The following is a 26,338-nucleotide window of genomic DNA, read 5'->3' as shown; positions in this document are numbered from 1 at the left end:
CCTCCCATGATGTAACATACAATTTGATTCTCAAAAAGAAATATTGGTAAATAATCAATCTCCAATAATATATTTTTTCCAATAGTTCAGTTTAAAAGACAGGGAAATTAACCATACTCTCAATTAACGAGCGAAAAAGTAGTACCTTGTCTTTGTGAATTTATTAAGTTTGCTACATATTTATTCTATTCTCACTATAGTATACAACACTTACTCAAAAAAATCTTTTGAATTGTCTGAACAAAAAACTACATTTTTCGACATTTTTACTGTAACCTGTAATATTAGACAGCCAAAACAGCTTTATAAAAACGGATAACTTCCAATAACAAAGATAGAATCATATACTAATTAGAAGAATTGCATAGATGAGGTGGTATTTTATGAAGAATTTTGCGGCATGGATCGATGACGTGTTTGTGTTAACGGTAGAAGCTCCAAATATAGACGCTATCATGAAGAAAGCAAAGCCACCTGTTATTTACTGGGCGGCTATGGACCAGTATTTCCCTGTAGAACTGAGTCATTCAATCGATGCGACTACTGTACGTATGACAGTCGTTGATGTACTACCACTGGGAGAAAACCTAATTTTGAAGTGGGGGAAAACCCGCTTCCCCGTCTATCCGCGCGCAATTGTTCGAACAGACTGGTTTGAGCAACGGTATTCCTGCTTAGATACCGAATTAGGAGCTATATATGAAGAAACAGCAACCATTTTTTCCGTATGGGCTCCAACAGCAACTTGTGTAAAGCTCTGTCTTGACCAGCAAATCTATGCGCTAAAACGTGGATTGAGCGGAATTTGGTCCAGTAAAATTTCTGGAAATTGGCACGGTACCCCTTATCAATACGAAGTGACTGTCAATGGACAAACCATTCACGTAAATGACCCTTACTCGAAAGCATTGCTTGTCAACAGCGAAAAAAGTGTTGTCGTCGATCTATCAAAGACCAATCCAACGAATTTCACAAAAAATATCAGACCTAAACAGCAACATTTACAGGATGCAATCATCTATGAACTGCACGTTAGAGACGCTACGATTCAGAAAGCCGGAGGTATTGATCATAGAGGGAAATACTTAGGGTTGACCGAAACAAATACAGCTACTAAAAACGGCTTTTCAACAGGGCTTTCTTATATTAAGGAACTAGGCTGTACCCACGTACAAATTTTACCAATTAATGATTTCGCCCGTGTGAACGAGCGGCAACCGGAAAAAGATTATAATTGGGGCTATGACCCACTCTATTTTCAGGTACCAGAAGGCAGTTATGCCACTGATCCCGAAAATCCTGTCTCAAGAATAAAAGAATGCAAAGAAATGATTCAAGCATTTCATCAAGCAGACATAGCGGTCATTCTCGACGTCGTTTATAATCATGTGTTCGTAATGGAAGAATCTGCTTTTGAAAAATTAGTTCCTGGCTATTATTTCCGTTATCATACGGATGGAAATTTGAGTAATGGTACGGGGGTAGGCAATGATTTTGCGACAGAAAAGAATATGGCTCAAAAATTCATTTTGGATACGATAGACTTTTGGCTTACAGAATACCGCGTTGATGGATTTCGTTTTGACCTGATGGGCACGATGGACATTGAAATCATGCAGAAAATTCGCGATCGCTGCACCAGGGAAGAAACGCCAATTATGCTTCTCGGGGAAGGATGGGACCTCCCCACTGCCTTGCCTGCTGAAATGAAAGCAACTTCCTATAACGCAAACCAATTAGAGGACATACGTTTCTTTAATGATTATTTCCGGGATTCCGTAAAGGGAAACTTATTTGACGCCCACGATAAAGGATATATCAATGGAGATGGTCGATTTATCGAACGGATGCCACATCTTGTTTCAGGATCTGTTTTAGAGAAATTTGGGGCTCCGTTTGTCTCCGAAGTAAACCAGACGATTAATTATGTAGAATGTCATGATAACCATACACTTTGGGACCGTCTTCAACTGACCAATGCAAAGGCTAGTTTAGACGATAGAAGGAAAATGCATCAGCTGGCTTCCGGTATCACTTTATTAAGTCAAGGCGTGCCATTTCTACATGCCGGTCAGGAATGGTTTAGAAGTAAGCAAGGTGATGAGAACAGCTATATTTCCGGCGACCACATCAACCAATTAGACTGGAAGATGCGGGAAGCGGAAGATAAGCACATACAATTCATAAAAAAACTCATCGCAATCAGAAAAAGGTATCGTATCTTCCGCCTTCGCTCCAAGCAGGAGATTGAAAAACGATTCCAAGTTTTAAATACACCCGCACCTGTTTTCGGCTTTACACTCTTTGGAGACAATGATGACTTTGCGATTTATATGAATCCAACCAATAAACATTGGCAACTTCACCTGCCTTCATCAGGTAAATGGGAAGTCCTAGCAACCAATCATTTGCCCGGACAGACAAAAACCGAAGAAATTCCCGGAGAATTTACCCAGATTAACCCTTATGAATTAATCGTACTAAAAAGGTCATTGAATCCACGTGATTCCTCCCTTTCATAAACTTATTTTGAATAGCAAGGACCTTTCTAAATATAAAAAGGCCGCTTAGAAAGTCAGTTACAGTCGACTTTTCAAGCGGCTTCTTTTCTATTGATGAAGGTTTAACATACAGGTTAATTCGTCTGTTCAGACGAAAATCTAACAAATGGTGGTTAGGACAGTGGATAGGAATTTTTTCTGGTTATTGCTTTATAAAGCCGCTCGCTTCTGGAATGTCATCCATGTCAAGAGCATTCATTTGACAGAAGTATTCCAAAAAGTTTTCAGCCTCTTTGATTTGCTCTTCATCTGTTCTCAATGCAATCAGATCTTTTAAGATTTGAGCAGTCATTATATTATCAAAGTAACGGTATTTACCAGTATTCCACGCAGTGCGATGAGGATGGTTCTTATTGATATAGTAATTCCAGAAAAGCATTTTCTCTGCTTCTGGATCCGTAAGTTCGATTCTGAATTCCGCATGTGATGGGATCATTTCATCTTCGCTTAAATTACCGGAAAATGTTTCATTCACCATGAAGAGTCCGAGAATTTGTCTTTCTGTTTCTGGTTGATCAGCCTTTCTGGCAGTCAGTAGACCTGCACTGTTCGGACGCGTACGAGCCGCCCTGTTTGGTTGACCTTCATTTTTCCCACTTTGAACTTGGCCAGTGGATGCTTGCCAATCGATAAATACATTTTGTTGCTCTTCATCATCCAACCAGAAAACAACTTGTGAACTTTCATGAATTTTATGGTTCTTTAGTTTCTCCTTACGTTGCTGTTCAAGCACTTGTCGCTCTCTTTCTTCTTCAAGTTTTAACTCAAGTGCTCTTTCTTCCCTTTCCCTTTGCAAAAAGACTTTTTCGAAAGTTTTTGCGGTACTCTGGTCATTTAGTGTGATAAATGTTTGAAAAGCATCCGGATAGACGAACTTTTTAATATCCTCATTAAATTCAATGGTGATGACAGAATCCACATGATCCACGATATTCCCTTCACCAAACACTTTATGTGTAATTTCTTCATTAATTAAATTCATTAACACACGCTCCTTATATAATATACTGGGCATAAAACATGTTTTAAAATTAAAAAACCGCACTCAAATTCTGTCCGGAAAGAATGCGCACGTTTAAAGTATGCCGTCGTAATAGCACTTATAACTACATAATACCATATTTTCTGAAAAATCGCAAGTTTTATGGTTGACAACAGTACTTTGCTTATCGTACAATAATAGGTTTTCATAATTCATTAGTAATTATTTGGACGAAAGAAATGATAAATCCGTTTTGGTAATACCCTTAACATCTTTAATGGTTTACATACATAGATCTAATAAAACAATTGACTGTACTTCCGTCAATCAACATTTGATTTTTCGAATCATAAAAAGAGACAAAAATAAAATGACTCTAATTATCAAGAAAAACGCTAATTAGAATCATTTATTATTTGTCTCTATGGGATCAACATAGCTTTGTATACTTCGTATTCAATTCCAATAGTTATTGGCAAAAGCAACCGTTTGAAAATGGATGGCAACTACTTGTGAAGCTGCCGTTAAGCTATCCGCATTTCTAGAATAAACAGGACGCAACATTTCTCTGATTTCTTCAGAAGGCTGTGTAACTTCTATTCCTTTTTGTGCGAGCTTAACCGCTAATTTAAAACCTTCCTCAGGCGTTTGTGTTAGCAGCGTTTGCAGGCCCTTCGACATCTAGTTCACTTCCTTTTTATGTTCTTTCTACTGTTATCGTATGCAAACTAGTAAGAGAGTGCTTTTCACTGCGTTTAAAAAAACCCTGACAGGTCTAGTGTCAGAGTCTTTTACAAGGCATCGTTGATCTAACGCATAAGTATAAGTTTTACAAAACAGTTTGGTTAAAACTAATTAATAATCTTAACGTATTTATCCAAAAGCCACATCCAATATCATCATTACCGTAAATCCAAGCATAAGACACACCGATGCTAGATCTCTATTTCCATTTTCTTGTGAACCTGGAATAACCTCTTCAACAACTACAAATATCATCGCCCCTGCTGCAAAACTTAAAGCAAATGGGAGGAGTGGCGTCATGAATGTAACCGCAAGTACGCCAATTACGGCTGAAATAGGCTCAACCATTCCTGAGAACTGCCCATATAAAAAGCTTTTTCGTCGAGACATTCCATCTCTTCTCAAAGGCATTGATACGGCTGTGCCCTCTGGTAAGTTCTGAATCCCTATTCCAATCGCTAAAGCAACTGCAGCCGGTAAAGTAGCCGATGGGAAACCTGCAGCGACAGCACCAAAGGCAACACCAATTGCTAGTCCCTCAGGTATGTTGTGAAGCGTGATGGCAAAAACAAGGAGCGTGCTCCGTCGCTTATTTTCAGGATTTATTCCCTCAGCACTATTCATTGGAGAAGTTGGATGCACGTGAGGAATGACCTTGTCAGCCAACCATAGGAAAAATCCACCTAGTAAAAATCCAACAGCAGCTGGAAACCAGGCTGGAAAAGGACCAGCTTCTGCCATATCAATTGCAGGTGAAAGCAGCGACCAAAAACTCGCTGCAATCATGACGCCCCCTGCAAACCCTAACATTCCGTCCATTAGTTTTTGGTTGACTTTCTTTGTTGTAAATACTAAAGCAGCCCCAATCGCGGTCATCCCCCAGGTGAATAAGGTGGCGATCAATGCCTGGTTCACCGGACTGAGCGTTGCGAAAAAATCAACCATATTATCCCTCCACCAGTAAAAGTAATATTGTATGTTATTTACTACTTCACTTTCGATTTAATTATATTGATATTGTATGTCAATCGTTTCTCTTACGCAATATTTATTTCTTCGCCTAGTAAATAGGTGCGTTCGTATAAAGTTTGGGTTAATTGTTTCCGAAAATTGCTAACCACTGCTGCCAAATTGCAAACTTTTGTCCATCCCATTGCAATGTATTGATCACATAGCCAAACGAATCTGCGTGGTAAAGCCCGCTAATTTTTTGATAAGCCTGTATTTCATACACACCATCGCGGTCCATATCCACTGGATAGAATCCGCTAACTCCATCAGCCATCCCTGTAATCGGTTTTTTTAAAGTTCCATTTTTATTGTAAATTTGTGATAGATAATCGGCACCTCTGCCATTAATGGCAATTAAAAACGATTGACCTGTCGCCAAACTTTTTACATTAATTTTATATTGATCTAAATAAGTGACCGTATACTGATTTAGCATATTATATTGATCGAAGTCAAACAATTTCTTAGCTTGGTTATTAACGAATGAATAAATATAATTAAACGTAAATGCACCAGATCCACCCGAATCAATGGAAATTAAAATGTCCATGATACCATCCTTAGTAAAATCACCAAGGAACAAAGTGGGTTGATATCCCGAATCGCCATTTTCATTCAGTGCAATGGTATAAACTTTTTTTGTTACACCATCTTGAATATTTAATGTGATTTGCTCTACATATGGACTCGAAGGATCTGTCGACTTTACTGCCGTCAAATAAACGTAATCTATTATCCCGTCACCATTCACATCACCGTATGCACCGCTTACGATTTCCGGTCGTCTATTGCGATATGGATTATTTACATACACGCTCACCACTCCTATCTAATCTTTTATATCAACATATTCACTCAAGCAGCTAGGTGACTCATTATTCTAGATATCTGATAATAGGTACCTGTGCAAGGTGCAATTATGACAATTCGAAAACCCGGATAAATAAACAAAAGGATATCGACAAAGTGTTATATAGTCGATATCCCTTTTCACTTTATGCAATTGTAGTGAATTAACTGAGTTGTTTCTTGCACAGGCACCAATATTTCGTTAGTAGTTCCGCCCCGTTCCGCTGAATTCAATGGTGAATACGTAGGATGAAAGTAGAATATATTACATAAGATCATGACAAGGGAGTGGATTTACTACATGGCTAAAATGATTATTATGTACGAACAACCGATGGACAAAGTTGGATTCGAAAAGTATTATTTTGATGTACATGTTCCTTTAGGTAAAAAGATACCAAATATCACCAACAATTCCGTGCATCATGTTATTCAGTCTCAAAATACAAATCTCGACTTATACCTGATTACAGTACTAGAATTTGAAAATATGGAAAAGCTAACGGAAGCATTTGCTAGCCCAGAAGCAAAAGCTGCAGAAGAAGATGGTGTAAATCTTTTCAAGTATGTTAATCCGCCAATTATTACGATAGTTGAGTAGTTGTTTGTCAGATAATCAACAAATTCAGCTGCTAATAAAACGGGAATAAAAATAAATACCCATTATGTATGGTAAAACAAAAAGAGGTATCGACTTTGTTATTATATAGTCGATACCCCCTCTCGTTTTATGCAATTATAACGAATCGATTGAATGCAGTTTTGGTAAAGATACCTAATAAACTATAATACTATTTTGCATTCTCGTCTGCTTGATGAATACCGATTATATTTCCTTCGGTATCATTGTAATACCCTTGCCAGGCCATACCAGGCAACGCATATTTTGGCAATGCAACCTTGCCACCAAGTTCAAGAATTCTTTTCTCAGTTGAATCGTAATCCTCGACGCCCATTGTACAAGAAAAACCATTCATAGGTTGTCCAATTTCTGGCGCAGGACCTTTACGTTGTATTAATGCACCGTCAATTCCTGGAACACTATTATCACCAGTTACCGCTCCAAAATACTGCATCCCCGCATATTCAGACCAATCTTCAAATTTCCAACCAAAGACCTCTCCATAAAACTTCTTCGCACGATCCATGTCTTCTACATGAATTTCAAAATGAACTAATCTACCCATAATATCCTCCTAAGCTTACTTTTTTCAATATATTCTTCCAGATATTCTTCACTCTGCCATGAAACTCCTTCTACATTATAGATTTAAACTTTATCTTCTATACGAAGTGAACAGCCACCCGACACTTTTCTTGTCTAAGGAAATCATTAAACTTCGAATAAATAAAGAGGGGATATCGACTAAGTCTTACATAGTCGATATCCCCTTTCTCTTTTTATATAATTGTAGTTAATTAACTTAATAGCTTCACTCGCAGGCACCTGGAAATAATAGAGAAAGAAGTAACCGCCCCCCATCGGCAGATGTATGGACGATTACTTCTTCCTTCTCGGCCAAATGCATTTATATCCAACTATTTACACAGTTGGAGCATATGCAATATCGACCATTGGTACTTCTTATAGTCTACCATTTTAGGACTGAATGTTCAAACACTTATTCAATTATTATTCTAAGTCTCGTTTATATATGCATGATAATTATCGAATAGAAGCGTAACAACTCACTTCTAGCAGCATTCACCGACCTAGATAACTTAATTCATAGACAATAAATAGAAATCTCACACTTGACTTAATTCTTTTCTATTGAATGCGCATTTAGAAACCGCTACACAAAGTAGGTTAGGAAAGATTCAATCGCAGTAGGTATCGTGAACTACTGGAGGAAAAATTATTTTATTGTCACAACCTCTATAGCAGTTAAGAACTAGAGTTAATCCTTTAGTGGTAAGGCTTTTGAACCTTTTATTCCATATATTCATAATTGATTAGACTGAATAGTCTGTATGTGGTATGGTTTCCATAAGGGTGGACAAATATTGGTTTATAATGGATTTAGAATTCATGTTTCTGAGACGATTGTAGGATAAGATCCATTAAGGGTTGCCCCCAATAACTTTCCGGAATTTCCTCTTAAAATTAAGCATATACATACTGATTGTACATATACATATTGATTATGCATATACATAATAGTGGGGCTAACTATATAAATCCCCACACAGCCAACTGCATCTAGATTTCAGTTCATTTACGGAGATAGCATGTCTGCTTGTTGAGCACTTCCAATTGAAAGGAGGTGAATACCAATGACAACATACGAAACACTAAGCCTACTCCTAATACTATCTGGTGCATGGATTGCTTTTATGTCGGTGTCGTTGTCAGTTATCATTTTCTTATCACGGAAGGAGTAATAGCCCCCCATCGGCAGAGTTATGGACAACTACTTCTTTCTTCTCGGCCAAATGTTTTTTGATTTTAACAAGTTACACCGTTGGACGATGCGTAAAGTCGACCATGATTTTGTCTTACATTTTATTATTTGTTGGACTGAGTGATAAATTGCCCAGTCCTTTTTTATTCTATGCCACGTTTTTTATTATATGATGAGTTGTCGTCGGAAGTGCAATCCTTTTCCGCTAGAATCAATTACAAAGTACTTTGTATATTATGTAGACAGCGGCTATTTTAGTATTCCCCATACAGACTATCTCCCCCCAAAAAACTATTTCGTAAATTCCAAAATGAAAAAAGGCCTCTCAAAAGTTTTATTAACTACTGAGGAGCCTTTAAGGCCAAATAATTATTGTACGTTAATTGTCTGTCGCAAGTTTTCTAAAATGGGATTCATCGCATCTGCACCTTCAATTGGATATTGAAAAGTAATGACTAGTGCATGTTCTTCAATCTCATAAGCAATAAATCCTTTCATTGGATTGTCACCAAAGAATTGCATTTTCCCAATCAAACCATTCTCTTCAACCGGTATGCTTTCCAATTCGTAAATTTCCTCATATCCTTCTGTCTCAAATCGTTCTTTTACAATTGAAATTGCTTCTTCAAGGTTTGTGTGTTCAATCATTTCTACTGTTATCTTATAATCATATTCGGTTAAATAAGTTATTTTGTTATTGCTCACCTCGGGAACTCCGAAAGCTTCGTCAAATTTATAAGCGATACCATAAGGTTGTATTAGATAATTAATAACATTAATTTCCTGATCCATGCCTTCCACTTTTCTAATGACTGTTTCGGATGTGCCAGTATGAATCTCCACTTGATTTTCATCATTTTTCGGATTGTTTATTTGCATATCATCATCCTTAATGACTGGATTATGATTTGTTTGATTTCCCTCGTTACCTGTTAAACCTTCTTCACTTTGATGGGCGATGCTATTTGATACGAAGTAATAGCCAAACAACAATAAAACAACCATTATTCCAATGTTCATAGCATATTTTAAGCCTGTGAGTAATTTTGGTTTGGATTTATAACGATTACTGTTCATCGAATATAAAACTTTATTTTCAAGTGTGCTTTTTCTCTTCTCATCCCAAATAATATCTTTATCTAATTGTTTTAGTTGTTCATCGAAGTAAGACATATCCTTAGATTTGTTTTTCATTTAAAAATCCCTCCTTTAACAGTTCCTTTTCTAAAGCGGGAATTGCTCGATAAAGCGTTGTTTTAACCTTACCTTCCGACCAATTTAAAATTTCGCTGGTTTCCCTGATACTAAACTCTTTTATTTTCCTGAGAATGATGACCTCACGATAGGAGGACTTTAATCGACTTAACGCTTTATACAACTCAATTGAACTTTCCCTGACCTCCAAAATATCTTCTGTTAAAGGTGCGGAGTCCTTCAATGTTTGAAAAATTTCTTGGAAAATCTTTATAGGTTTTTGTTTTCGGATATAGTCGATTGTGTTATTATGTGCAATGCTGAATAGCCAAGTTTTAGGTTTCGACTTTTTTTGGAAGGTATGGAGGTTTTTATAAGCTTTAATAAACGTATCATGGGTCAAATCTTCAGCTTGATGATAATCGTTAATCATCATCAAGATATACTTAAATATCGAATCACTATAAAGATGATACCAATTCGTAAATTCCTCCTTTGTATCTGGCAAATCACTCACCCCTTTCTTGCATTTTGTTGTTCATCCTATAGACGGATAACAAAATATAAAGTCACAGTCTAATTTACAAAGTAAGGTACCTGTGCAAGGTGCAATTATGACAATTCGAAAACTCGGATAAATAAACAAAAGGATATCGACAAAGTGTTATATAGTCGATACCCTCTTCCCCATTTATACAATTGTAGTGAATTTATTGAATAGTGTCTTGCACAGGTACCTATTTTTTGACGCTTTTAAAAGCTTACAAACCGCTGATAAGAACCATGGAAAAAATCTATTCAATCATCGGTGGTTGCGACTGATATACCACTTTCTTCAAACACTTTTTGAGCAGCTTTTAATGCATTCAAGGCACGCGGAAATCCTGTATACGGGATAAGGTGCATAATACAACCGACTATTTCTTCCGGTGTTAAACCTACTGTCAGACCTGTTTTTACATGCATCTCTATCTGCGGTGTGCCTTGTGCAACGAGAGCTGAAATCGTGGTAAGAACTTTTTGTTTATTATCCAATCCTGGACGCGAATAAATGTCTCCAAAAGCAAATTCAACGACAAACTTACTTAAATCCGGCGCAACATCCTTGAATCCCTCGCCAATATCCATATGGCCGGTTGGATTGTCGCTGTCGGGTGTAGTAAGTTCCATTAATTTGTCTAAACCTTGTTGATAACGATCTTTTGTCATCTTGATAGCCTCCTTGATAATTATGTGTGATACTTTAGTGGAATTCTCATTTAATTCTGAACAAGGCTAGTATATTACTAATAATGCAATAAGTAAAATAAATATAGTATAAAGGTGCTCTACCAGAACCTTACACAAAGTGTTTCTAATTAAAGAAAGCCAATCAAGTCGTTAAACTTGATTGGCTTTCATTTATTTATACAACTTTTAGGCAATCCAATCTTCTTTCGGGATATCATTTGCTTCTCGTTTAATATAATAACGACCTCTTGTCGTGATTCCCAGAATAACTGTCAGAATCGCTGCCAGTATCGCTGCGAAGAATGCTGCCGTACTCTGAAGGAATGTGCCCATATAGCCAAGCGCTGCAATTGTTCCCATCACAGCCGGAACAGTCAACGATATAACGCCGACTGGATTCCATTTATATAAATTTTCTTGTCTTGATTCATAATAGAGTGGACCGATTTTCAGCCACTTCTTGAGAACCAGTGCATCGGTCACTAAAACCGCCGCCCAACTCATCAACGCAACCCCTTGGAAAGTCATTGCGGTGCCGAGATGGTCGACAATGCCGCCGAGCATAAGAATCATTGATGCAACTAAATCCGAAAATGTTCTCAAAAAAGCTCGACAAGGACAATGAGCTACTATAAATGTTGGTCACGTTGATGCGAACCTGCGTCAGCACCGTAAACAATACACCACCGAGCCCTAACAATGTAACGATGTAAACACCCGGGTTTGATTCACCGAGTGTAACTCCGAACCAAATCCCTAGGCCACCCATTACGCCAAAACAGAAGATTTGCGGAATAAAGCCGATAGCGATTGAACCAACTTTTAAATCTTTAGGCTTCAAGAAACGCGCGTAATCCGATGCAATCAACGCGGTTAGTCCCATAATACCGTGTTGCATTCCGATACATAATAACAATGCTGTTCCGCCGATTTGAACACCTTCAGGCATATAAGTCCAGAAGTTTCCGTCAAATAGCGATGTCCGGTTGAATGTGAAGACAATCGCCGTAATTAGGAAGATAAAGAAAATCGGTAAGGACCATTTCTGAAGTTTGTCCAATTGTTTAATACCGAACCAATTTAACGGAATAACCAGCGAACCAAATACGACAATCAAGACCCATACAGGGATAGCAGGGAAGTAAGCATGTACTGCAGCCACTAGAATCATGCCTTCAAAGGCACAATACATAATAAAGTTCGAAGCGTAGATTAATGAGGTTAATGAGGCTCCTATGTAACCGAATCCTCCGCGGGATAATAAGTTGACATTCATGCCGGATTTTGCCGACAAATAAACGATAAAGCTTCCAAGGATGCCTGCCACGATAATGGCATAAATTGCGGAGATGATAGCATTGGCTGCTCCGAATTGTAGCGCCATGACGCTTCCCATCTGAAAGTAGAAAATGGCAGTCGCGATGCCGAAAGTGATATTGGTAATGCTCACCCATCCCATTTTACGATCTTCACGAGGCACACGATCAAATGAATAGTCACCAATCGGTTCTTTCTTCCTATACAAATCTCTATCTCGCGGAACTTTTTCTTTCCGCTCTTTCTCTCGTAAGTCTCTTTCTCGTAATTTGAGATCTGCAGTAATATCAGATTGCATTCAATCAGATCCTTTCGTTATTCTAATGTTTCTTTTTTTGTTTCAGTGAATGTTAAACAAGATTAAGCGTTTGCAAGTCTAATCGGGGGAAGAAGACAATTTGCTAGCTAGGGGGGAGGAGGAATGTCAGTATACTGTTGATTCATCAGAAACAAAAAAAGCAGTGTGTTTATCTGCCGAGACAACAACTGTCGCAGCGGATAAAATCACCCTTTTTCTAATCAAAACATATTTTAATATAACTTGTTCAAAAAACATTTCGCATTACGAAATGTGGCGCTCAAATTGTAAGCGCCACCAACACTAACGAAGTGTACTTCACGTGAAAAATTCCCCAACACCGTCTCTTAACCAACCCGCGGTCAATGTTTTCGCATTCAACATCTTTTCCGGCTCCCCTTCGAATATAATATGGCCACCTTTTTTCCCTCCGCCTGGACCTAATTCAATTACCCAGTCACTTGCTGCTATAAAATCTAAATTATGCTCAATAATGATAACGGAATTACCCTGGTTTACAAGACGTTGAAATACTTCCAAAAGCTTGCCGTTATCTTCCCTGTGCAATCCTAAGGACGGTTCGTCTAATAAGTAGACTTGACCTTTTTTGTGTAAGTGACTAGCAAGTTTTAGACGCTGCACTTCTCCACCGCTTAAGGAACTTGTCGTTTGACCTAACGTTAAATAGCCCAATCCTACATCTTTTAGCGTATTCACTCTGTTTAAGATCTTGGGCGAGTTAAAATATTCCATAGCCTCGTCGATTGTTAATTCTAAAATCTCTGCGATATTTTTCCCCCGATATCGGTACGACAATGCTTCGTCCGAATACCTAAGTCCATTACACGCTTCACAGGTAACTGTCACTGGATCCGCAAATGCTACATCTGGTTTTGTAACACCTTTTCCTTCGCAGTATGGACAAGCCCCAGTGGAATTAAAGCTAAATAGACCTGCTTGTTGACCTGTTTCTTTTGAAAGAATTGCGCGAAAATCATCCATGATTCCCATATATGTGGCTAACGTTGAACGGCTAGAGATTCCTATCCGGCCTTGTCCCACCATAATCGTTTCTGGATAATTTTCCGTAAACGCTTCCATCATTAAGGAACTTTTACCTGAACCGGATACACCACATATCGATACTAAAACATTTCCCGGGATATTGACGCTGATATTTTTCAAGTTATTTTGACTTGCTCTTTTAATTGTAAAATATTTATTAATCTCCCTTGGTTGTTTGTTTATTTTCAGCTTATGATTTAAAGTTGTCACGGCGTTAGCGTTTTTCAATCCATCTAATTTTCCTTGATAGACAACTTCGCCGCCGCTAGCACCTGCACCTGGGCCCATTTCTATTATTTCATCCGCCGCTTTGATGACTGACAAATCATGTTCGATAACGATTACGGTATTATGGTGTTCCCTTATGCTTTTTAGCATCCGGATTAACATATCTACTTCTTCCGGATGAAGGCCAGCACTTGGTTCGTCGAAAATGTAGGTTATATTGTTCAGACTGCTCCCTAAATGACGGGCGATTTTTACCCTTTGTGCTTCACCGCCGGACAAGGTGCCCATTTTCCTTGATAGACTCAAATAGCCTAATCCCATTTCAACGAGTTGTTTTAAATGCGGGATTGCTTGCAGTGCGATAGATGTCCCCAATGGATCAGTTATCTTCGTTAGTTCCTCGAGTAATTCTGTTAGTTCTAATTGATCGTATTCTGCGATATTCAATCCATTTATTTTACAGGCTAATACTTTTGGATTTAAGCCTGAACCTAGACAGGTTGGACATAATGTATGTGTTGATACTGATAAAACATCATCTTGTGACACTTGCTTCAGCTTTGAGACATCTCGATTGATATAAAGGCGTACAAATCTTGGAAATAAACCATCCCACTCATGATCTTGAGGACCGTTTTTTGTATGAAACGGTGCAAACACTCTTTCACCTTTTGGAGGTCCATATAAAAGTAGTTGGCGTTTTTCCTCTGAATAGTCCTTTATTGGTTTATCTGGATCAAATAATCCACCTGTCATCATCCATCTGCCTTGCCAACCTGAAGGCGATAATGGCTTAAACTTCACTGCATAATCTTGAAGCGACTTATCGAAATCGACCAGCTTATTTATATCAGGGGCAACTACCTCCCCGAATCCATTACATTCCGGACATTTACCGAAGGAACTTTGGCTCGAAAAATCCGTGGCCGATTCTATTAGCGGCGTTCCTATCCGAGAGAATAAAAGTCTAATCAATGGATGTATATCCATATACGTACCCACCGTTGACCTAGAATTCCCCCCTATCGGCCTTTGCTCCACTACCACAACCGGACTTAAGTTTTGCATCAAATCGGCATGCGGTCTTTCGTATCTGGGCATCTGATTTCTGACATAGAGCGGATAGTTCATCGTCATTTGCCGTCTACTTTCAGTTGCTAATGTATCAAAAACAACCGAGCTCTTCCCCGAGCCTGAAAGACCAGTAAATACATTAATCTTTTCTTTTGGTATGTTGAGATTAATATTTTTAAGATTATTTTCTTTTAGCCCTCGTAAAATGATTTCATCTTTTCTTCCCGCCACTTTATCATCCTTTCAGATAGTATATAGGTACATTTAAGAGGTACCTGTGCAAGGTGCAATTATGACTATTTAGGAAATCAGTTAAATATACATTTAGACATTATAAAAGCTTTCTATAGTGGCATTCACTTTTCACTTTATGCAATTGTAGTGAATTAATTGAATAGTGTCTTGCACAGGTACCTCTAATTGGTACCTCTAATTAAGGTGAATACCCTTTTCAGCAAGATTATTGAGGCATTCTTTCATATAGGCGTCATCATGTTCTAGATAAATGGGGCTACTGGCTTTCTCAATTACAACTTCCTCATATGGCGGACATTGTTTCCCACGATAGGTCGCGTTTTCCCATAGCGGATCATTTTTATAGCCGCGGCGTTGCATTTCCTTGATCACTTTCATGTGGTATTGATAAAGTTTATAAGGTGAATAATTGAATATATAATTCACCGTCGCATGTTTTTTGTTCCAGCCGAATCCTCGTAACGCGCAGCATTCTCGGTGTTGCCCGAGCAATTGCTGACGCGGCAACTCCATTAACATGTCTTCATGCCATAATCGCATTATAATCCCTACTTTACTTGTGAGTATCATTCATCATATAAAGTACAGCATACCTTATTTGTTTGAACCTTGAACCTCGAACTTTGAACCTCGAACTTTGAAATTGTATAGCAGAAAAATTAACGCTAATTAGAATTAAAAAAAGGTACCAGCGGATTGCCGGCACCCTCTACTCAGAATTCAATGACTTTTGGTTCTTCACCTTTTTTATTCATTAAACGGATTGCGTCAGGTGAAACCTTTAAAATGACGAGATTAGGATCTTCAGGACCGCTGAACCATGGTTTCAAAAGCTTATTCCATACTTTCTCTTTCATTGTTTCGTCGGATGAAATTGTCACAGTTCCTTCAATTTCAAGATAGTCGTCCCCGAAACCCTTCCCTTCATAGCCGATTAAGATGTGCGTATGCGGATTCGCTTCAAGTTCATCCACCTTCTGCGTTTGTTTGGATGTTACTGTGTAGAGCGTAAATTCATCACTAAAGAAAGTCATATAACGTGAGTGTGGCTTGTTCTGTTGAATGGTTGCCATCGTTCCGACAAAGCTTTCTTTTAAGATTTTTAGTGCAGATTTTTTTGCATCCATATAAAACAACTCCCTATTTTTAACGATATTATAGTTTACCTCTCTAAGGCGGAAGATAAACATCGCTGCTTGGGATAGTAGAAGGTTATATCTAAAAATAAAATTCCCAATACAAAACATTTGCACATAAAACACCTGTAAGAACAATCGTCATCAACCAAATTAGTTTTTCAAATTTTGACAACTTTTTACTTTTTACTCCAAATATTAATAACCCACTACTGACAAAAGCGATGAATATATAAATAAGATTTAAAGTTAAAAATGGCTTTAGAAATGAATAACTCACCATCGATAAGGTCTTATAAAAGATCCAAAGAACATTCGTAAACATCAGTAGATTTAAAAGGTTTTGTGCAAAAAGTAGTTTGTTTAAGTGTTTCTTATTCCATATTCTTCTGAAAGTCGTGATGATAATATAAATGAACGAAAATAATACGGAGAGTAGTCCTAAAATTATTCCAGCCCACTCCAGGGAGTGTTTATAATAAGGAACGTAAAGCAAATCTGAATAGGTATTCGATAACATCTTTTTAAAGAGCGGATGTTTTGTATACACATCTAAACTATGCATACTCAAACCGTCTTCCGTTTTATAAATGCTTGGTTCGAGCTGTGAATAAAACAAGTCGTTAATCTTTAAATCATGCGGCCCACTCTGTTTCGTATGGCCTCTCAAAAATAATCCATGCACGCGACTAAATCCGTGTCTTGGCAACCGTGCCGTCTCATAAATACCTCCCCATTGGGATGAAGTTTCCAAGTTTATGTCATTTTCAGCAGGTTCATATTCACCAAAAACAATTTCAGGAATTCCCTGTGTGAACGTAAACTCATTTTTAACGTTCGTCAGCACCAAAACACCAATATGCTCTTTTCTATCTACATAAAAAGAGGCGCTAAAAGCAAGAGAATTCCCACCGTGACCAAATACATGCTGATTCTTCGACAGCAAATAAAATAAACCGTTTGCACCCCTCGGGATATTGGTTTCCGGATAATACAATGTGGGTTCAAACATGAAGTCAATCGTGTCTTCATTCTTAAATAAAGGCGTTCCATCCTCAGTCAATAATGCTTGCAATAACTTTTGTAGATCACGGGCTGTTCCCATCGCACTTCCTACTGGATACATGGGAAGCGAGTAAAAGTTAGGTTCAATTAATTGCAATGCGTTCGAATAGCCTTGCACCTTTCCCCGCTTCTCTTTCACCCATATATTATCATCTAGTTCAGGATCTATCGCTGTTTTTGTCATTTGAAGCGGTTCAAAAATATGTTGCCGCACATATTCCGCGTAGTCGAGACCACTAACTTCTTCAACAATATAAGCAGCGAGACCACTTCCATAATTTGAATAAGCAACAACCTCACCCGGTGGGAATACTTGTTTGATATCCACTTCTTCAAGCACTTTTCTTAATGACCTTTTCTTGGTTGGACGATGGATCAATAAATCTGTATAACTATCTTCAAATCCTGCATTATGATGCATTAAATGACGCATCGTGATTGGATCCTCAAATGTCGTTTTCGCACGGAAATCATGTGGCAAGTAAATCTCAATATCTGTTTCCAAATCAAGCCTTCTAGCTTCTACTAATTGCAAAACACTGATCCAAATAAGAACTTTCGACACAGAAGCCCACTCAAAAATAGTCTCTTCATCAACAAGAACTTGCGCCTCTATATTTGCATAACCCTTCATTTTATAAATGACTTCATCCCCGTCTAGCACAATCGTTGCCAAACCAGCGATATTCTCCTCTTGTTCTAATATATAACTCTCTAATTTATCCTCTATACCTGAAAGTTCATTTGCCATAATTGATGGAGGAATAAATAAAGTCCATAGAAGTAGAAAACAAATGAACGCCTTACAAGTCTTGTGATTATGATGACTCACTCTAGTCCAAACCCCTTCCCCTCAATCAAACCCGCTGTCTATTCTTTATCCTGAACGCTGCACGGATTTTCTAACAAAACATCCTAAATAATAAGTAGCAAACATAAGTAAGATAGATATAAAACCGATCGTCCCAAGGCCATTAGCCCCCGGAATTAAGAACGAAAATAGCCCATCTATAGTAGCGGAAATATTGATCAACGGTAAATAATAAATCTGGGTAGCCGTTCCAAATATATTTGCCCAATATTGACCAAGAATAATTTCTTGATACATGATAAATAAAAGCATTAACAGGGCAGGTAAATGTGCAATGACAGCTGACTTTATAAGTGTTTTTTCAAACTTATAACTTATGAACCCAACCGTTACCCAGAATGCTAGAAATATAAATCCGATAAGTTTAAAAGGTAAAACACTATCTTGATTTTGCAATATCCATGAATTCATTAAAAAACCCACCACAAAAGGTACGAGTCCCAATAAAAATAAAGTCATTTTTTTAATGATAACAACCTCCTTCTTTTCTCCGCTAAATCGCATACATCACTATCATATGCACATAGTTTCTACACAGTTGTCACAAATACCTTCTAATCCAATCAAACCTATTCACTCTTATACGATCGGGTAGTCGGAATACTCCGTGGATTCCACGGAAGTAATTGCCAGTTTCGTGAATCAAATCACTTAAACTTGGAAATAATGAGTGTAAAGTAGAGGAGCTTGATGACAAAAAAGTATTTTGCTACATCTGTCGTAAAACGACGCTTTTTACTCACAGGGATTTAAATAATAATATTGGCGTAGAAAGCCATTGCAGTGAATGTTCAGAGGTCTGGTTTGAATGGCAAAATAGTGCTGTCGAAAGAGAAATGGCAAAGTGGATTGCGTTTAATACCAATGAATATTCTAGTCAACAGTTTGTTCGAAGTGCCAGGCTTTAATTTTCATAAGACTTTGGATAAATAAGCAAGGGGACATCGACAAAGTGTTATATAGTCGATATCCCCTTGCTTATTTTATGGGATTGATTCATTGGCGAAAATATTATTACTAAACCAATTTAGCCAATCTCTTCTCCTCAGACTTATCCACAACTGCCGCACCGATAATATCACCGATTACGTTAGATGCTGTTCCGCCCATACCTAGAATTGCGTCAACGCCTGCAATCAGGGCTACAATTTCAAGGGGCAGCCCAAACATCGTCAGTACTGCTGCGAGTGTGACAAGACCAGCAGCTGGAACACCAGCTGTACCAATCGACAACAAAGTACCTACCAGAACAATCATGAATAAATCAGGTGGTGAAAGCTGTAGATTCGTAATGTTTGCAGCGAAAACAATCGAAACACCCATACGAATCGCCCCACCGTCAGAATTGAATATCGCTCCTAATGGCAAGGCAAAGTTTGCGACATTATCTGAGATGCCAGCCTTTTTAGCGGACTTCAGTGCAATCGGCAACGAAGCGATGCTACTAGATGTGAAAAAAGCAGTTGTATAGGCATCTTTCGTTTGTTTGAAAAAGTTCAAAAGAGGTGTTCCTGACAACAGTAAAAAGCCGGCGTAGACGAAAACCCATAGCAACAATAATCCCAAATAGAAAACACCAACAAATGCAAATAGAGATTTTAACGTACCCCAACCTTGTCCCCCAAATGCGGACGCACTGATGGCAAAAATTCCGATTGGCATATACAATAATATGCCTCTTAAAATCGTATAAAATAGTTCACTCATTGCGTTGCTGAATTTTTCTAGCATAAATCCATATTTGTTCATTTGAACATCTTTAGAGTTTTTCATAATCGCGATGGCCGCGCCTATAATGATTGCCAGGAACATGATTCCCATTACATTTCCTGAACTAAATGCCAGTATAATATTGTCCGGCACGATGTTTAACAAGACATCCGAAAAGTTCGGCGCCGTCGGTTGATCTACTATCGTGTCAGGCAAAGTTAAGTGTTTTCCCGGTTCGAACCACGAAGCGAGGCCAAGACCGATTAATACAGCTGCGGCAGTCGTTAGCGCATAATACAAAATCAGTTTCCAACCAATTCGTCCAAGTTGTGAGGCGCTCATTTTATTGACGGCAAGAACAACTGTAAAAAAGATTACTGGAATTGCGACCAATGTCAGTAAATTGATTAGCAATGTCCCAAGCGGCTTTAATACTTCTGCTTCTTTCCCCAAAATTACACCGACGGCGATTCCAAAAATAAATCCAAAAGTCATCTTACCTATAAATGGTATATTTTTATACCCAATCCACACCTTTTTCATTCAACCACCACGCTCTCTTTAACAATTTTAAGTGCTGTCTAGTGATATTTAATTGTATCATTCGCATACAACTATTTACCACGTGTAAGGTTAAAAAAACCGGCTTCTCGAAGTTAAATTCAAGAAGCCGTTTTTATTATTTTGATAATGCATTTTTTATATGGGCTAAGTGGTGTTCTTGGTGCCAAGATAATTTTGCAACTTTTGTTGCAACTGTTATTTCACCATTTTTTTGGTGCGTAAAAACTCGACTTAATTGCTCTTCAGTTAAATGATTTCCCAAATATACAATGCGCTCATTTAAACCTTCTAACATTTTAATAGAACTTTCTACAGGAAGCTCCGTATCCGGTTGAATCGCCCACTTATCTTGATCGAAATCCGGTACTGCTGGATTCTCATCAGTTAATGCCAGCTTTAAACGTTGATACATATTCAACTGAGAATCTGCAATGTGATGAACGAGCTGAAGAACCGTCCAACTACCATCACGATATGTTCTGCTTAATTCCTCATCACTTAATGAGTCAACCGTTTCTTTTAATCGATTCGTGTAAGTGTCGATTTCCTTTAACCACTCTTGAACGCCTTCTACTGTTACTTGTTCAGGAACTTGTAATCTCCCAATTGGGTATCTTACATCCATTTTCAATCCCCTTCTTCCCTATTTATATTTTCGTTAATTTATTACAACAATTAGTTCGCAATCCTTTATATATTCTAACATATTTACGAAACAATTGAGAGGTACCTGTGCAAGGTGCAATTATGACTATTCACGACTTCGATTAAATAACCAAAGAGGATACTGACAAAGTGTTACACAGTCAGTATCCCCTAATCTCTTTATGCAATTGTAGTGTATTTTCAGAGTAGTGTCTTGCACAGGTACCTAAAATTTATTTAATATTGATGAAGAGATAAATATCGGCGTTATATTCATCTCCGTATCGATCAATGGTTTTGGCTAGGACACTCAGTTTTACTTTATCGTTTTCCTCTGTAATTGTAGCCTGCTCTACTGAGATTTCATTTCCATTGTACTTGCTAAGAATTTTAGTAAAGATCTTTTCAGTGTCTAGAACAATTAATTCTTCTTCATTTTCATTCAATACACGAATCGACATCACACTATTTTCGTCGTAGCCCTTTGATACTTTATAGGTAGAGCCGTCTTGTTCAATATTAATCGAGTCCTCAGAACCATGCGGATTATGAATTGTTAGATTAATCATATGTTGATAATCTGCAATATCGACAACTGGACTCTTATCCCAGTTTAAGTAAACAAATTGACTTTGATACAAGTTTTCCTCAACTTCATCGTAAACTTGTGTAAATCCAAAGGTCTCCTCGAAGTTATTATTGTAATTGATATTATTGGGCAACCAATCGATTTTATCGGTATAGCCCATATTTTCTAAATAACTGGTGGTTTGTGTAATTACTTTCTTATCTTCATTTGATATTGTTGAATTTGGTAAAATCGTATCATTTTCCAGCATATTATTATCTAATAATGTTCCTTTCAGCAAGCTGATTTGATTTGAACGGCTTACCGTAAAGGCATCAACTGGTGGCATGATAGAAATGACTGAAAAAATGAGTAAGACAGCAACGATTAGACCATTTTTCCTCACGGGCATGAAGCTGAATACGATACCAGCGATGATCGCAAAGACACCGAAGAGAATCACATAATACCTTCCATACGTAATGCCCAATTCACTAATTTTAACAATAGAGGCAATCGTTTGAAATAAAACAATCGGTATCAATACTTTTGGAAATATTACTCTAAAGTAGTGTGCGAATTTATTTTCAAGGTGACTTGCTAAAATATAAACGACAATAACGGTAATTGCATACGACACCAATAGTGGTTCTAATAGGTTCTTCGTCCAAAAATCTCCGTCGATATTCAGTAGAATATAAGCTAGAAGAATGACCGTATATAAAACAGTTATCGGAATAATAATATAAGAAATTAAGATACTTAAATTGTTAGGACAACTGACAGCGCTTTGCAATTTTTCCTCTCGTAGCGCCAATTGCTTAGTTGGTAAAGCTGTATCCTTTTTTCCTAAATAAGGCGGTGTAATGGATAGAAAAAAGATTGGCGCAAATAAAGTAAAGACGATATTTAATGTTTGCGGAATCGTATTATCAGCTACAGAAAACAATAGATTATCGACCGCAAAAATGATTAAACTAATGCCGCTAGCAATAATCCCTGTAAATAGGATGGTTATAAAAATAGCTTTAAATGTTGCCATAAAACTTTCATTAAAAGTTAGTTTACTTTTAATAGAAGGTATCCATATGAATGCCATCAGAAGTGCAAATACTGCGACCCCTGTTTTTATACCCGTTTCCATATTGAAAGTATCTTCAGGGTAGATGGCAAAAAAGTATGCGCCTGCTAAAACTAAAGCACCGACCATTAGTAGTAGGCGTTCACTTTCCTTCGTAAAGAAGCGTTCGTAAATCTGTTGTGCTACTGTACTTAAGAGCGCTCCTATTAAAAACGTTACTAAATACTGTACATAATGATCTCTATCTTGGTGGATGATAATTCCACTAGTAACGGCAGCCGCTAAAAGTAAAGCAAGTGTTAGTGGATAACGGTTGGTGGCTTTTATAATGCCATCAAACATATTTTGAAATCGCTTTTTGACCTGCATCGTAATCACCTCTTTTATTTTTTAAAAACGCTTTATAAATCAATACCCTAAAACTATAATATTCACCCCAATAATATAAAGACTACGACGTTGAAATTGTTCTATTTAGCTCTATTATATATCCTTTAGGCGATAAGGTTAATTTTCAATTAGTGGGAGCGGGATTTATTAAAAAGCACCTAAAAGGTACCTGTGCAAGGTTGAATTATGACAATTCAAAAACTCGGATAAAAATCCAAATGGCCATCGACAAGGTGTTATATAGTCAATACCCCCTTCTCGGTTTATGCAATTGTAGTGAATTTATTGAATAGTGTCGTGCACAGGTACCGAAAAAGGGTACCGAAAAAAGCACCAAAAAATGGTACCTAAAATAAGCACCGTCCGAAGACAGTGCCCATTAATCTTTTATATTTCAAACGCTGTAAAGCTTCCAGAATCGTCTAAATCTGTAACACGTACGACCTTATCTGAAAACTGTTCTACCGTATCTGTATGATTTCCTATGACTAAAGCTAATACTTTAAAATCTTTTTCACTTTTCTTCTTATTAAATACTTCCAGAAATGATTCATCCACTTCATTCTCACCATCGGTAACGAAAACGACATCTGCTTGTTTAAAACGACTTTCGTTGATTACTCTCACCGCTTCTTGAAGCGGAAGCGTAAAATCCGTACCTCCACCCAAAAAAGTTTGAGCTAAACTGAAGATGTCAGAGGTTTTTGTTTTCCCTTTTATATATTTAAATATTTGCGTACGTGTTGAGAACACGACTAAAAAAAAATCTCTTCTCTGCTTGCTTGCAATCGACATCAGCGCTAATGTAAAACCTTTCGACTGCGTGTCAAAATTGTACATGCTTCCAGACTGATCTAAACAAAGTACAATCGGCCCTTTCCCCAAAACCTCTCTACCATTTTGTTCATATTGCATCGTCTGCCCTTCCGCAAAGCGACGTAGAAAGTCTATCCTCGTGACAGGATGGGTGTACAAAACTAATTCCATTGGGAGCAGTCTTTCAATATTATTACCGAATGTAACGCCACTTCTTTCCAGTGATTCACGATGCTTGATTTTCTGTTTTTTACGAGCGATTTGTTTAAATCGACCCGCCCAGTCAGCAATTTCTTGCATTTGATTCGTAGATGCAATTTTTTCTGCTAATGAAATTTGGTCCCGCAAAGGAACTTTTTTTAGTTCAGCATCCCCGCTACCTGCATAAGTGCCGCCAAGTAATGATTTTATGCTGTCTTTCACTTGAATGGTCTCTTGCATGGCTTCTTCAATTGTGACGGAAATTTTATGCGCGTTTTGTTGCATCGTCTTTTGAATTTGTTCATGCAAGTCTTTCATCGCTTTATTTACGTCTTTTTCAAGTTTCGCATGAGTATTTTCAGGGCTACATTCTTTTTGAATTTGCATTTGCATGCGCTGAATTCCTTGAATGTCACCATGCAATTCTTCATCCGCCATCTTTTGCTCTGCGAACCACTCGTTTAATTTCTCTCCAATCTTCATGGTTCCAATTGCTGATGATAAATCATCCAGTCGTGTAAACCGTCGATAGTTCACAAAATGCTCTGCGCCCATTACTTTTTCCATCATTAATCTATTAACGATCAGTTCAGGATCAACTTCCCCCGCCCTAATTTTAGGTTTCATCTTATATAAGGATGCCCAAATGTCAGAAAGCAAGTGTTCAAACATTGGCAAAGCAGCTTCCTCTCTTAACTTTTGTAAACGAGCGGACAGTTCAAAAATTTCACCGAAACGCCTTCTATCAAATGCGTCTGTGTTCAATACTGAAAAAGTGCTATAAGTAATTTTAGTATGCTTCATAAAATTCGCTGCTCCTCACATTTTGAAAAAGGAACTGGTGGATTCTTTCTTTTCATTTATCGCGTCAAAATACCATGGTTCCAACATACGATTTAGAATTTCATGTTGCATCACATTCACTTTATCCAGTAATGCATCGATATCAGCCTTTCGCGCTTGGTTGTTATTTTTCAAGTTATTCAAATCAGCAACTAATATTTTCATTTTTTGAGAGGCTTCCATTCCATACGCTGTTGAATCATCATGAAGTACCGAATAATATACTTCATTCGCTTCATTTTGAATGGCATAAAGCGCTTTATTCACGAAGGTATATGTGTGGTTGGAAATGATGTTTGAAACAGTCTCTATTTGGTCCACCGTTTCCCAAAGTACATGTTCAAGAATTGAGAGATCTTCCACTACCACGATTTGCCTTTGGTTGACTAAGGCTTTTGCTTGAAGTAAACTGAGTGACTGCTTAAACCTACGATCTGACGGGCGTATCCCTTCATCTTTTAACCCATGACGAATTTTAATCAGCGCTTCATATACAACATCAGGAATCTCTACCTGCTCCGCTAATTTCTGTAGTTGCAGTAATTCCTCCATTGTCATTGAGGGCATCAACTCGTTCTTTTCAGTAGCCTTCATCATAGATATAAAATTCGCTTCTTCTTCAATGCGTTTCACTTCGAATCGTAAAATAAAACGATCGAATAAGGCCTCCAAATTTTCATCTTCCTCGGGATATTCATTCGATGCTCCGATTACGGATATTATGGGGACCCTAGTGGGCGGTCCACTATTATAAAATAATCTTTCATTAATAAGGGTTAGTAAGCTATTCAATATTGCTGAGTTTGCCTTAAATACTTCATCCAAGAAAACCAGATGTGCTTCCGGCATTTTAGTTGCGGTATTCCTTTTATACACACCTTGCTCAAGGTCTTTTAAAGACAACGGGCCAAATACTTCCTCAGGCGTGCTGAACCTTGTGAGTAACCACTGAAAGTATTCTGTTCCTGTTATAATTTTAGACAACTCAACCGATAATGCTGACTTTGCAGTTCCGGGTGGCCCAATCATGAGCATATGCTGTCTCGAGAGTAGAGCGACAAGAATTCCCTCAATTTCCTGCTCGCGTTCGTAAAACTTTACATTGAGCGCATGTCTAATTTCCGCTAACTTTTTGAAATTACTACTTGTCATTGGATATATCCCCTTGATTTATAATGTGTAAAATGAATCGACCTCTTTTAAGAGAACTTGTCCAATTTCTTCTCCAATTAAAC

At 37.8% G+C, this 26,338-nt stretch carries 20 protein-coding genes and 1 pseudogene; 2 read left to right on the top strand and 19 right to left on the bottom strand.

The window, feature by feature from the left end:
* The first annotated feature begins 383 nt into the window (after positions 1 to 383).
* Positions 384 to 2,522 (top strand): type I pullulanase, encoded by a 2,139-nt coding sequence (gene pulA, locus J4G36_RS01635; RefSeq protein ID WP_210468082.1) that lies wholly within the window; start codon positions 384 to 386, stop codon positions 2,520 to 2,522.
* Between the two features lie 181 nt (positions 2,523 to 2,703).
* On the opposite strand, the gene J4G36_RS01630 is transcribed toward pulA, so the two are convergent.
* The 4 genes from J4G36_RS01630 to J4G36_RS01615 all read right to left on the bottom strand — a co-directional run bounded on the left by J4G36_RS01630 (position 2,704) and on the right by J4G36_RS01615 (position 6,112).
* Positions 2,704 to 3,543: a malate synthase gene (locus tag J4G36_RS01630; RefSeq protein WP_210468081.1), complete on the bottom strand. Its 840-nt coding sequence runs from the start codon at positions 3,541 to 3,543 to the stop codon at positions 2,704 to 2,706.
* A gap of 456 nt (positions 3,544 to 3,999) precedes the next feature.
* Positions 4,000 to 4,224: a hexameric tyrosine-coordinated heme protein gene (locus J4G36_RS01625; protein WP_210468080.1), complete on the bottom strand. Its 225-nt coding sequence runs from the start codon at positions 4,222 to 4,224 to the stop codon at positions 4,000 to 4,002.
* Positions 4,225 to 4,416: 192 nt separating this feature from the next.
* Complete coding sequence (locus J4G36_RS01620) at positions 4,417 to 5,232, bottom strand: ZIP family metal transporter (protein ID WP_210468079.1); 816 nt, start codon at positions 5,230 to 5,232, stop codon at positions 4,417 to 4,419.
* Positions 5,233 to 5,380: 148 nt separating this feature from the next.
* The gene (locus tag J4G36_RS01615; RefSeq protein ID WP_210468078.1) at positions 5,381 to 6,112 is read right to left on the bottom strand and encodes an FG-GAP-like repeat-containing protein; all 732 of its coding nucleotides are present in this window, start codon (positions 6,110 to 6,112) and stop codon (positions 5,381 to 5,383) included.
* Positions 6,113 to 6,424: 312 nt separating this feature from the next.
* On the opposite strand from J4G36_RS01615, the gene J4G36_RS01610 reads away from it, so the two are divergent.
* Entirely contained in the window at positions 6,425 to 6,748 is a 324-nt protein-coding gene (locus J4G36_RS01610) for an EthD family reductase (protein WP_210468077.1), read from the top strand.
* 190 nt (positions 6,749 to 6,938) lie between these two features.
* On the opposite strand, the gene J4G36_RS01605 is transcribed toward J4G36_RS01610, so the two are convergent.
* From J4G36_RS01605 to J4G36_RS01535, 15 genes and pseudogenes are all read right to left on the bottom strand, one after another.
* Positions 6,939 to 7,334 (bottom strand): VOC family protein, encoded by a 396-nt coding sequence (locus J4G36_RS01605; RefSeq protein ID WP_210468076.1) that lies wholly within the window; start codon positions 7,332 to 7,334, stop codon positions 6,939 to 6,941.
* Between the two features lie 1,587 nt (positions 7,335 to 8,921).
* Complete coding sequence (locus J4G36_RS01600; RefSeq protein ID WP_210468075.1) at positions 8,922 to 9,746, bottom strand: hypothetical protein; 825 nt, start codon at positions 9,744 to 9,746, stop codon at positions 8,922 to 8,924.
* A complete protein-coding gene (locus J4G36_RS01595; protein ID WP_368668707.1) occupies positions 9,730 to 10,263 on the bottom strand; it encodes an RNA polymerase sigma factor in 534 nt (177 codons plus the stop codon). The genes J4G36_RS01600 and J4G36_RS01595 overlap by 17 nt, the downstream gene beginning before the upstream one ends.
* Positions 10,264 to 10,544: 281 nt before the next feature.
* Positions 10,545 to 10,955, bottom strand: a complete 411-nt coding sequence (locus J4G36_RS01590; protein ID WP_210468073.1) for a carboxymuconolactone decarboxylase family protein — start codon at positions 10,953 to 10,955, stop codon at positions 10,545 to 10,547.
* Between the two features lie 207 nt (positions 10,956 to 11,162).
* Positions 11,163 to 12,501 (bottom strand): annotated as a pseudogene (locus tag J4G36_RS01585) (purine-cytosine permease family protein).
* 408 nt (positions 12,502 to 12,909) lie between these two features.
* Positions 12,910 to 15,189 carry an ATP-binding cassette domain-containing protein gene (locus J4G36_RS01580; protein WP_210468072.1) on the bottom strand — a complete coding sequence of 760 codons (2,280 nt, stop codon included), beginning with the start codon at positions 15,187 to 15,189 and terminating at the stop codon, positions 12,910 to 12,912.
* Between the two features lie 198 nt (positions 15,190 to 15,387).
* Positions 15,388 to 15,753: a TIGR02328 family protein gene (locus J4G36_RS01575; protein WP_210468071.1), complete on the bottom strand. Its 366-nt coding sequence runs from the start codon at positions 15,751 to 15,753 to the stop codon at positions 15,388 to 15,390.
* Between the two features lie 173 nt (positions 15,754 to 15,926).
* On the bottom strand, positions 15,927 to 16,340 hold the full coding sequence (locus J4G36_RS01570) for a pyridoxamine 5'-phosphate oxidase family protein (RefSeq protein WP_210468070.1): 414 nt from the start codon (positions 16,338 to 16,340) through the stop codon (positions 15,927 to 15,929).
* A gap of 91 nt (positions 16,341 to 16,431) precedes the next feature.
* Positions 16,432 to 18,165, bottom strand: a complete 1,734-nt coding sequence (locus tag J4G36_RS01565; protein ID WP_210468069.1) for a serine hydrolase domain-containing protein — start codon at positions 18,163 to 18,165, stop codon at positions 16,432 to 16,434.
* Positions 18,166 to 18,291: 126 nt separating this feature from the next.
* Complete coding sequence (locus tag J4G36_RS01560; protein WP_210468068.1) at positions 18,292 to 18,744, bottom strand: hypothetical protein; 453 nt, start codon at positions 18,742 to 18,744, stop codon at positions 18,292 to 18,294.
* A gap of 558 nt (positions 18,745 to 19,302) precedes the next feature.
* Positions 19,303 to 20,538 carry a dicarboxylate/amino acid:cation symporter gene (locus tag J4G36_RS01555; protein ID WP_210468067.1) on the bottom strand — a complete coding sequence of 412 codons (1,236 nt, stop codon included), beginning with the start codon at positions 20,536 to 20,538 and terminating at the stop codon, positions 19,303 to 19,305.
* A 136-nt stretch (positions 20,539 to 20,674) separates the two neighbouring features.
* Positions 20,675 to 21,184, bottom strand: a complete 510-nt coding sequence (locus tag J4G36_RS01550; protein WP_210468066.1) for a YfiT family bacillithiol transferase — start codon at positions 21,182 to 21,184, stop codon at positions 20,675 to 20,677.
* Between the two features lie 253 nt (positions 21,185 to 21,437).
* Positions 21,438 to 23,222 carry a DUF4153 domain-containing protein gene (locus J4G36_RS01545; protein ID WP_210468065.1) on the bottom strand — a complete coding sequence of 595 codons (1,785 nt, stop codon included), beginning with the start codon at positions 23,220 to 23,222 and terminating at the stop codon, positions 21,438 to 21,440.
* Positions 23,223 to 23,630: 408 nt separating this feature from the next.
* Positions 23,631 to 25,064, bottom strand: coding sequence for a vWA domain-containing protein (locus tag J4G36_RS01540; protein ID WP_210468064.1), 1,434 nt, complete (start codon positions 25,062 to 25,064; stop codon positions 23,631 to 23,633).
* A gap of 15 nt (positions 25,065 to 25,079) precedes the next feature.
* Positions 25,080 to 26,255: an AAA family ATPase gene (locus J4G36_RS01535; protein WP_210468063.1), complete on the bottom strand. Its 1,176-nt coding sequence runs from the start codon at positions 26,253 to 26,255 to the stop codon at positions 25,080 to 25,082.
* Positions 26,256 to 26,338 lie beyond the last annotated feature (83 nt).

It is taken from the genome of Sporosarcina sp. 6E9 (assembly GCF_017921835.1).
Taxonomy (GTDB): Bacteria; Bacillota; Bacilli; order Bacillales_A; family Planococcaceae; genus Sporosarcina.
This window is presented reverse-complemented; position numbering and strand designations above follow the sequence as displayed.

What these genes read in the sequence shown, in the direction of transcription:
- J4G36_RS01575 (WP_210468071.1), bottom strand. Translation starts at nt 15,753, where the DNA reads ATGCGATTATGGCATGAAGACATGTTAATGGAGTTGCCGCGTCAGCAA.
- J4G36_RS01625 (WP_210468080.1), bottom strand. Translation starts at nt 4,224, where the DNA reads ATGTCGAAGGGCCTGCAAACGCTGCTAACACAAACGCCTGAGGAAGGT.
- J4G36_RS01545 (WP_210468065.1), bottom strand. Translation starts at nt 23,222, where the DNA reads ATGCAGGTCAAAAAGCGATTTCAAAATATGTTTGATGGCATTATAAAA.
- J4G36_RS01550 (WP_210468066.1), bottom strand. Translation starts at nt 21,184, where the DNA reads ATGGATGTAAGATACCCAATTGGGAGATTACAAGTTCCTGAACAAGTA.
- J4G36_RS01605 (WP_210468076.1), bottom strand. Translation starts at nt 7,334, where the DNA reads ATGGGTAGATTAGTTCATTTTGAAATTCATGTAGAAGACATGGATCGT.
- J4G36_RS01555 (WP_210468067.1), bottom strand. Translation starts at nt 20,538, where the DNA reads ATGAAAAAGGTGTGGATTGGGTATAAAAATATACCATTTATAGGTAAG.
- J4G36_RS01560 (WP_210468068.1), bottom strand. Translation starts at nt 18,744, where the DNA reads ATGACTTTATTTTTATTGGGACTCGTACCTTTTGTGGTGGGTTTTTTA.
- J4G36_RS01600 (WP_210468075.1), bottom strand. Translation starts at nt 9,746, where the DNA reads ATGAAAAACAAATCTAAGGATATGTCTTACTTCGATGAACAACTAAAA.
- J4G36_RS01535 (WP_210468063.1), bottom strand. Translation starts at nt 26,255, where the DNA reads ATGACAAGTAGTAATTTCAAAAAGTTAGCGGAAATTAGACATGCGCTC.
- J4G36_RS01570 (WP_210468070.1), bottom strand. Translation starts at nt 16,340, where the DNA reads ATGGATGCAAAAAAATCTGCACTAAAAATCTTAAAAGAAAGCTTTGTC.
- J4G36_RS01590 (WP_210468073.1), bottom strand. Translation starts at nt 10,955, where the DNA reads ATGACAAAAGATCGTTATCAACAAGGTTTAGACAAATTAATGGAACTT.
- J4G36_RS01610 (WP_210468077.1), top strand. Translation starts at nt 6,425, where the DNA reads ATGACAAGGGAGTGGATTTACTACATGGCTAAAATGATTATTATGTAC.
- J4G36_RS01620 (WP_210468079.1), bottom strand. Translation starts at nt 5,232, where the DNA reads ATGGTTGATTTTTTCGCAACGCTCAGTCCGGTGAACCAGGCATTGATC.
- J4G36_RS01565 (WP_210468069.1), bottom strand. Translation starts at nt 18,165, where the DNA reads ATGGCAAATGAACTTTCAGGTATAGAGGATAAATTAGAGAGTTATATA.
- pulA (WP_210468082.1), top strand. Translation starts at nt 384, where the DNA reads ATGAAGAATTTTGCGGCATGGATCGATGACGTGTTTGTGTTAACGGTA.
- J4G36_RS01540 (WP_210468064.1), bottom strand. Translation starts at nt 25,064, where the DNA reads ATGAAGCATACTAAAATTACTTATAGCACTTTTTCAGTATTGAACACA.
- J4G36_RS01630 (WP_210468081.1), bottom strand. Translation starts at nt 3,543, where the DNA reads ATGAATTTAATTAATGAAGAAATTACACATAAAGTGTTTGGTGAAGGG.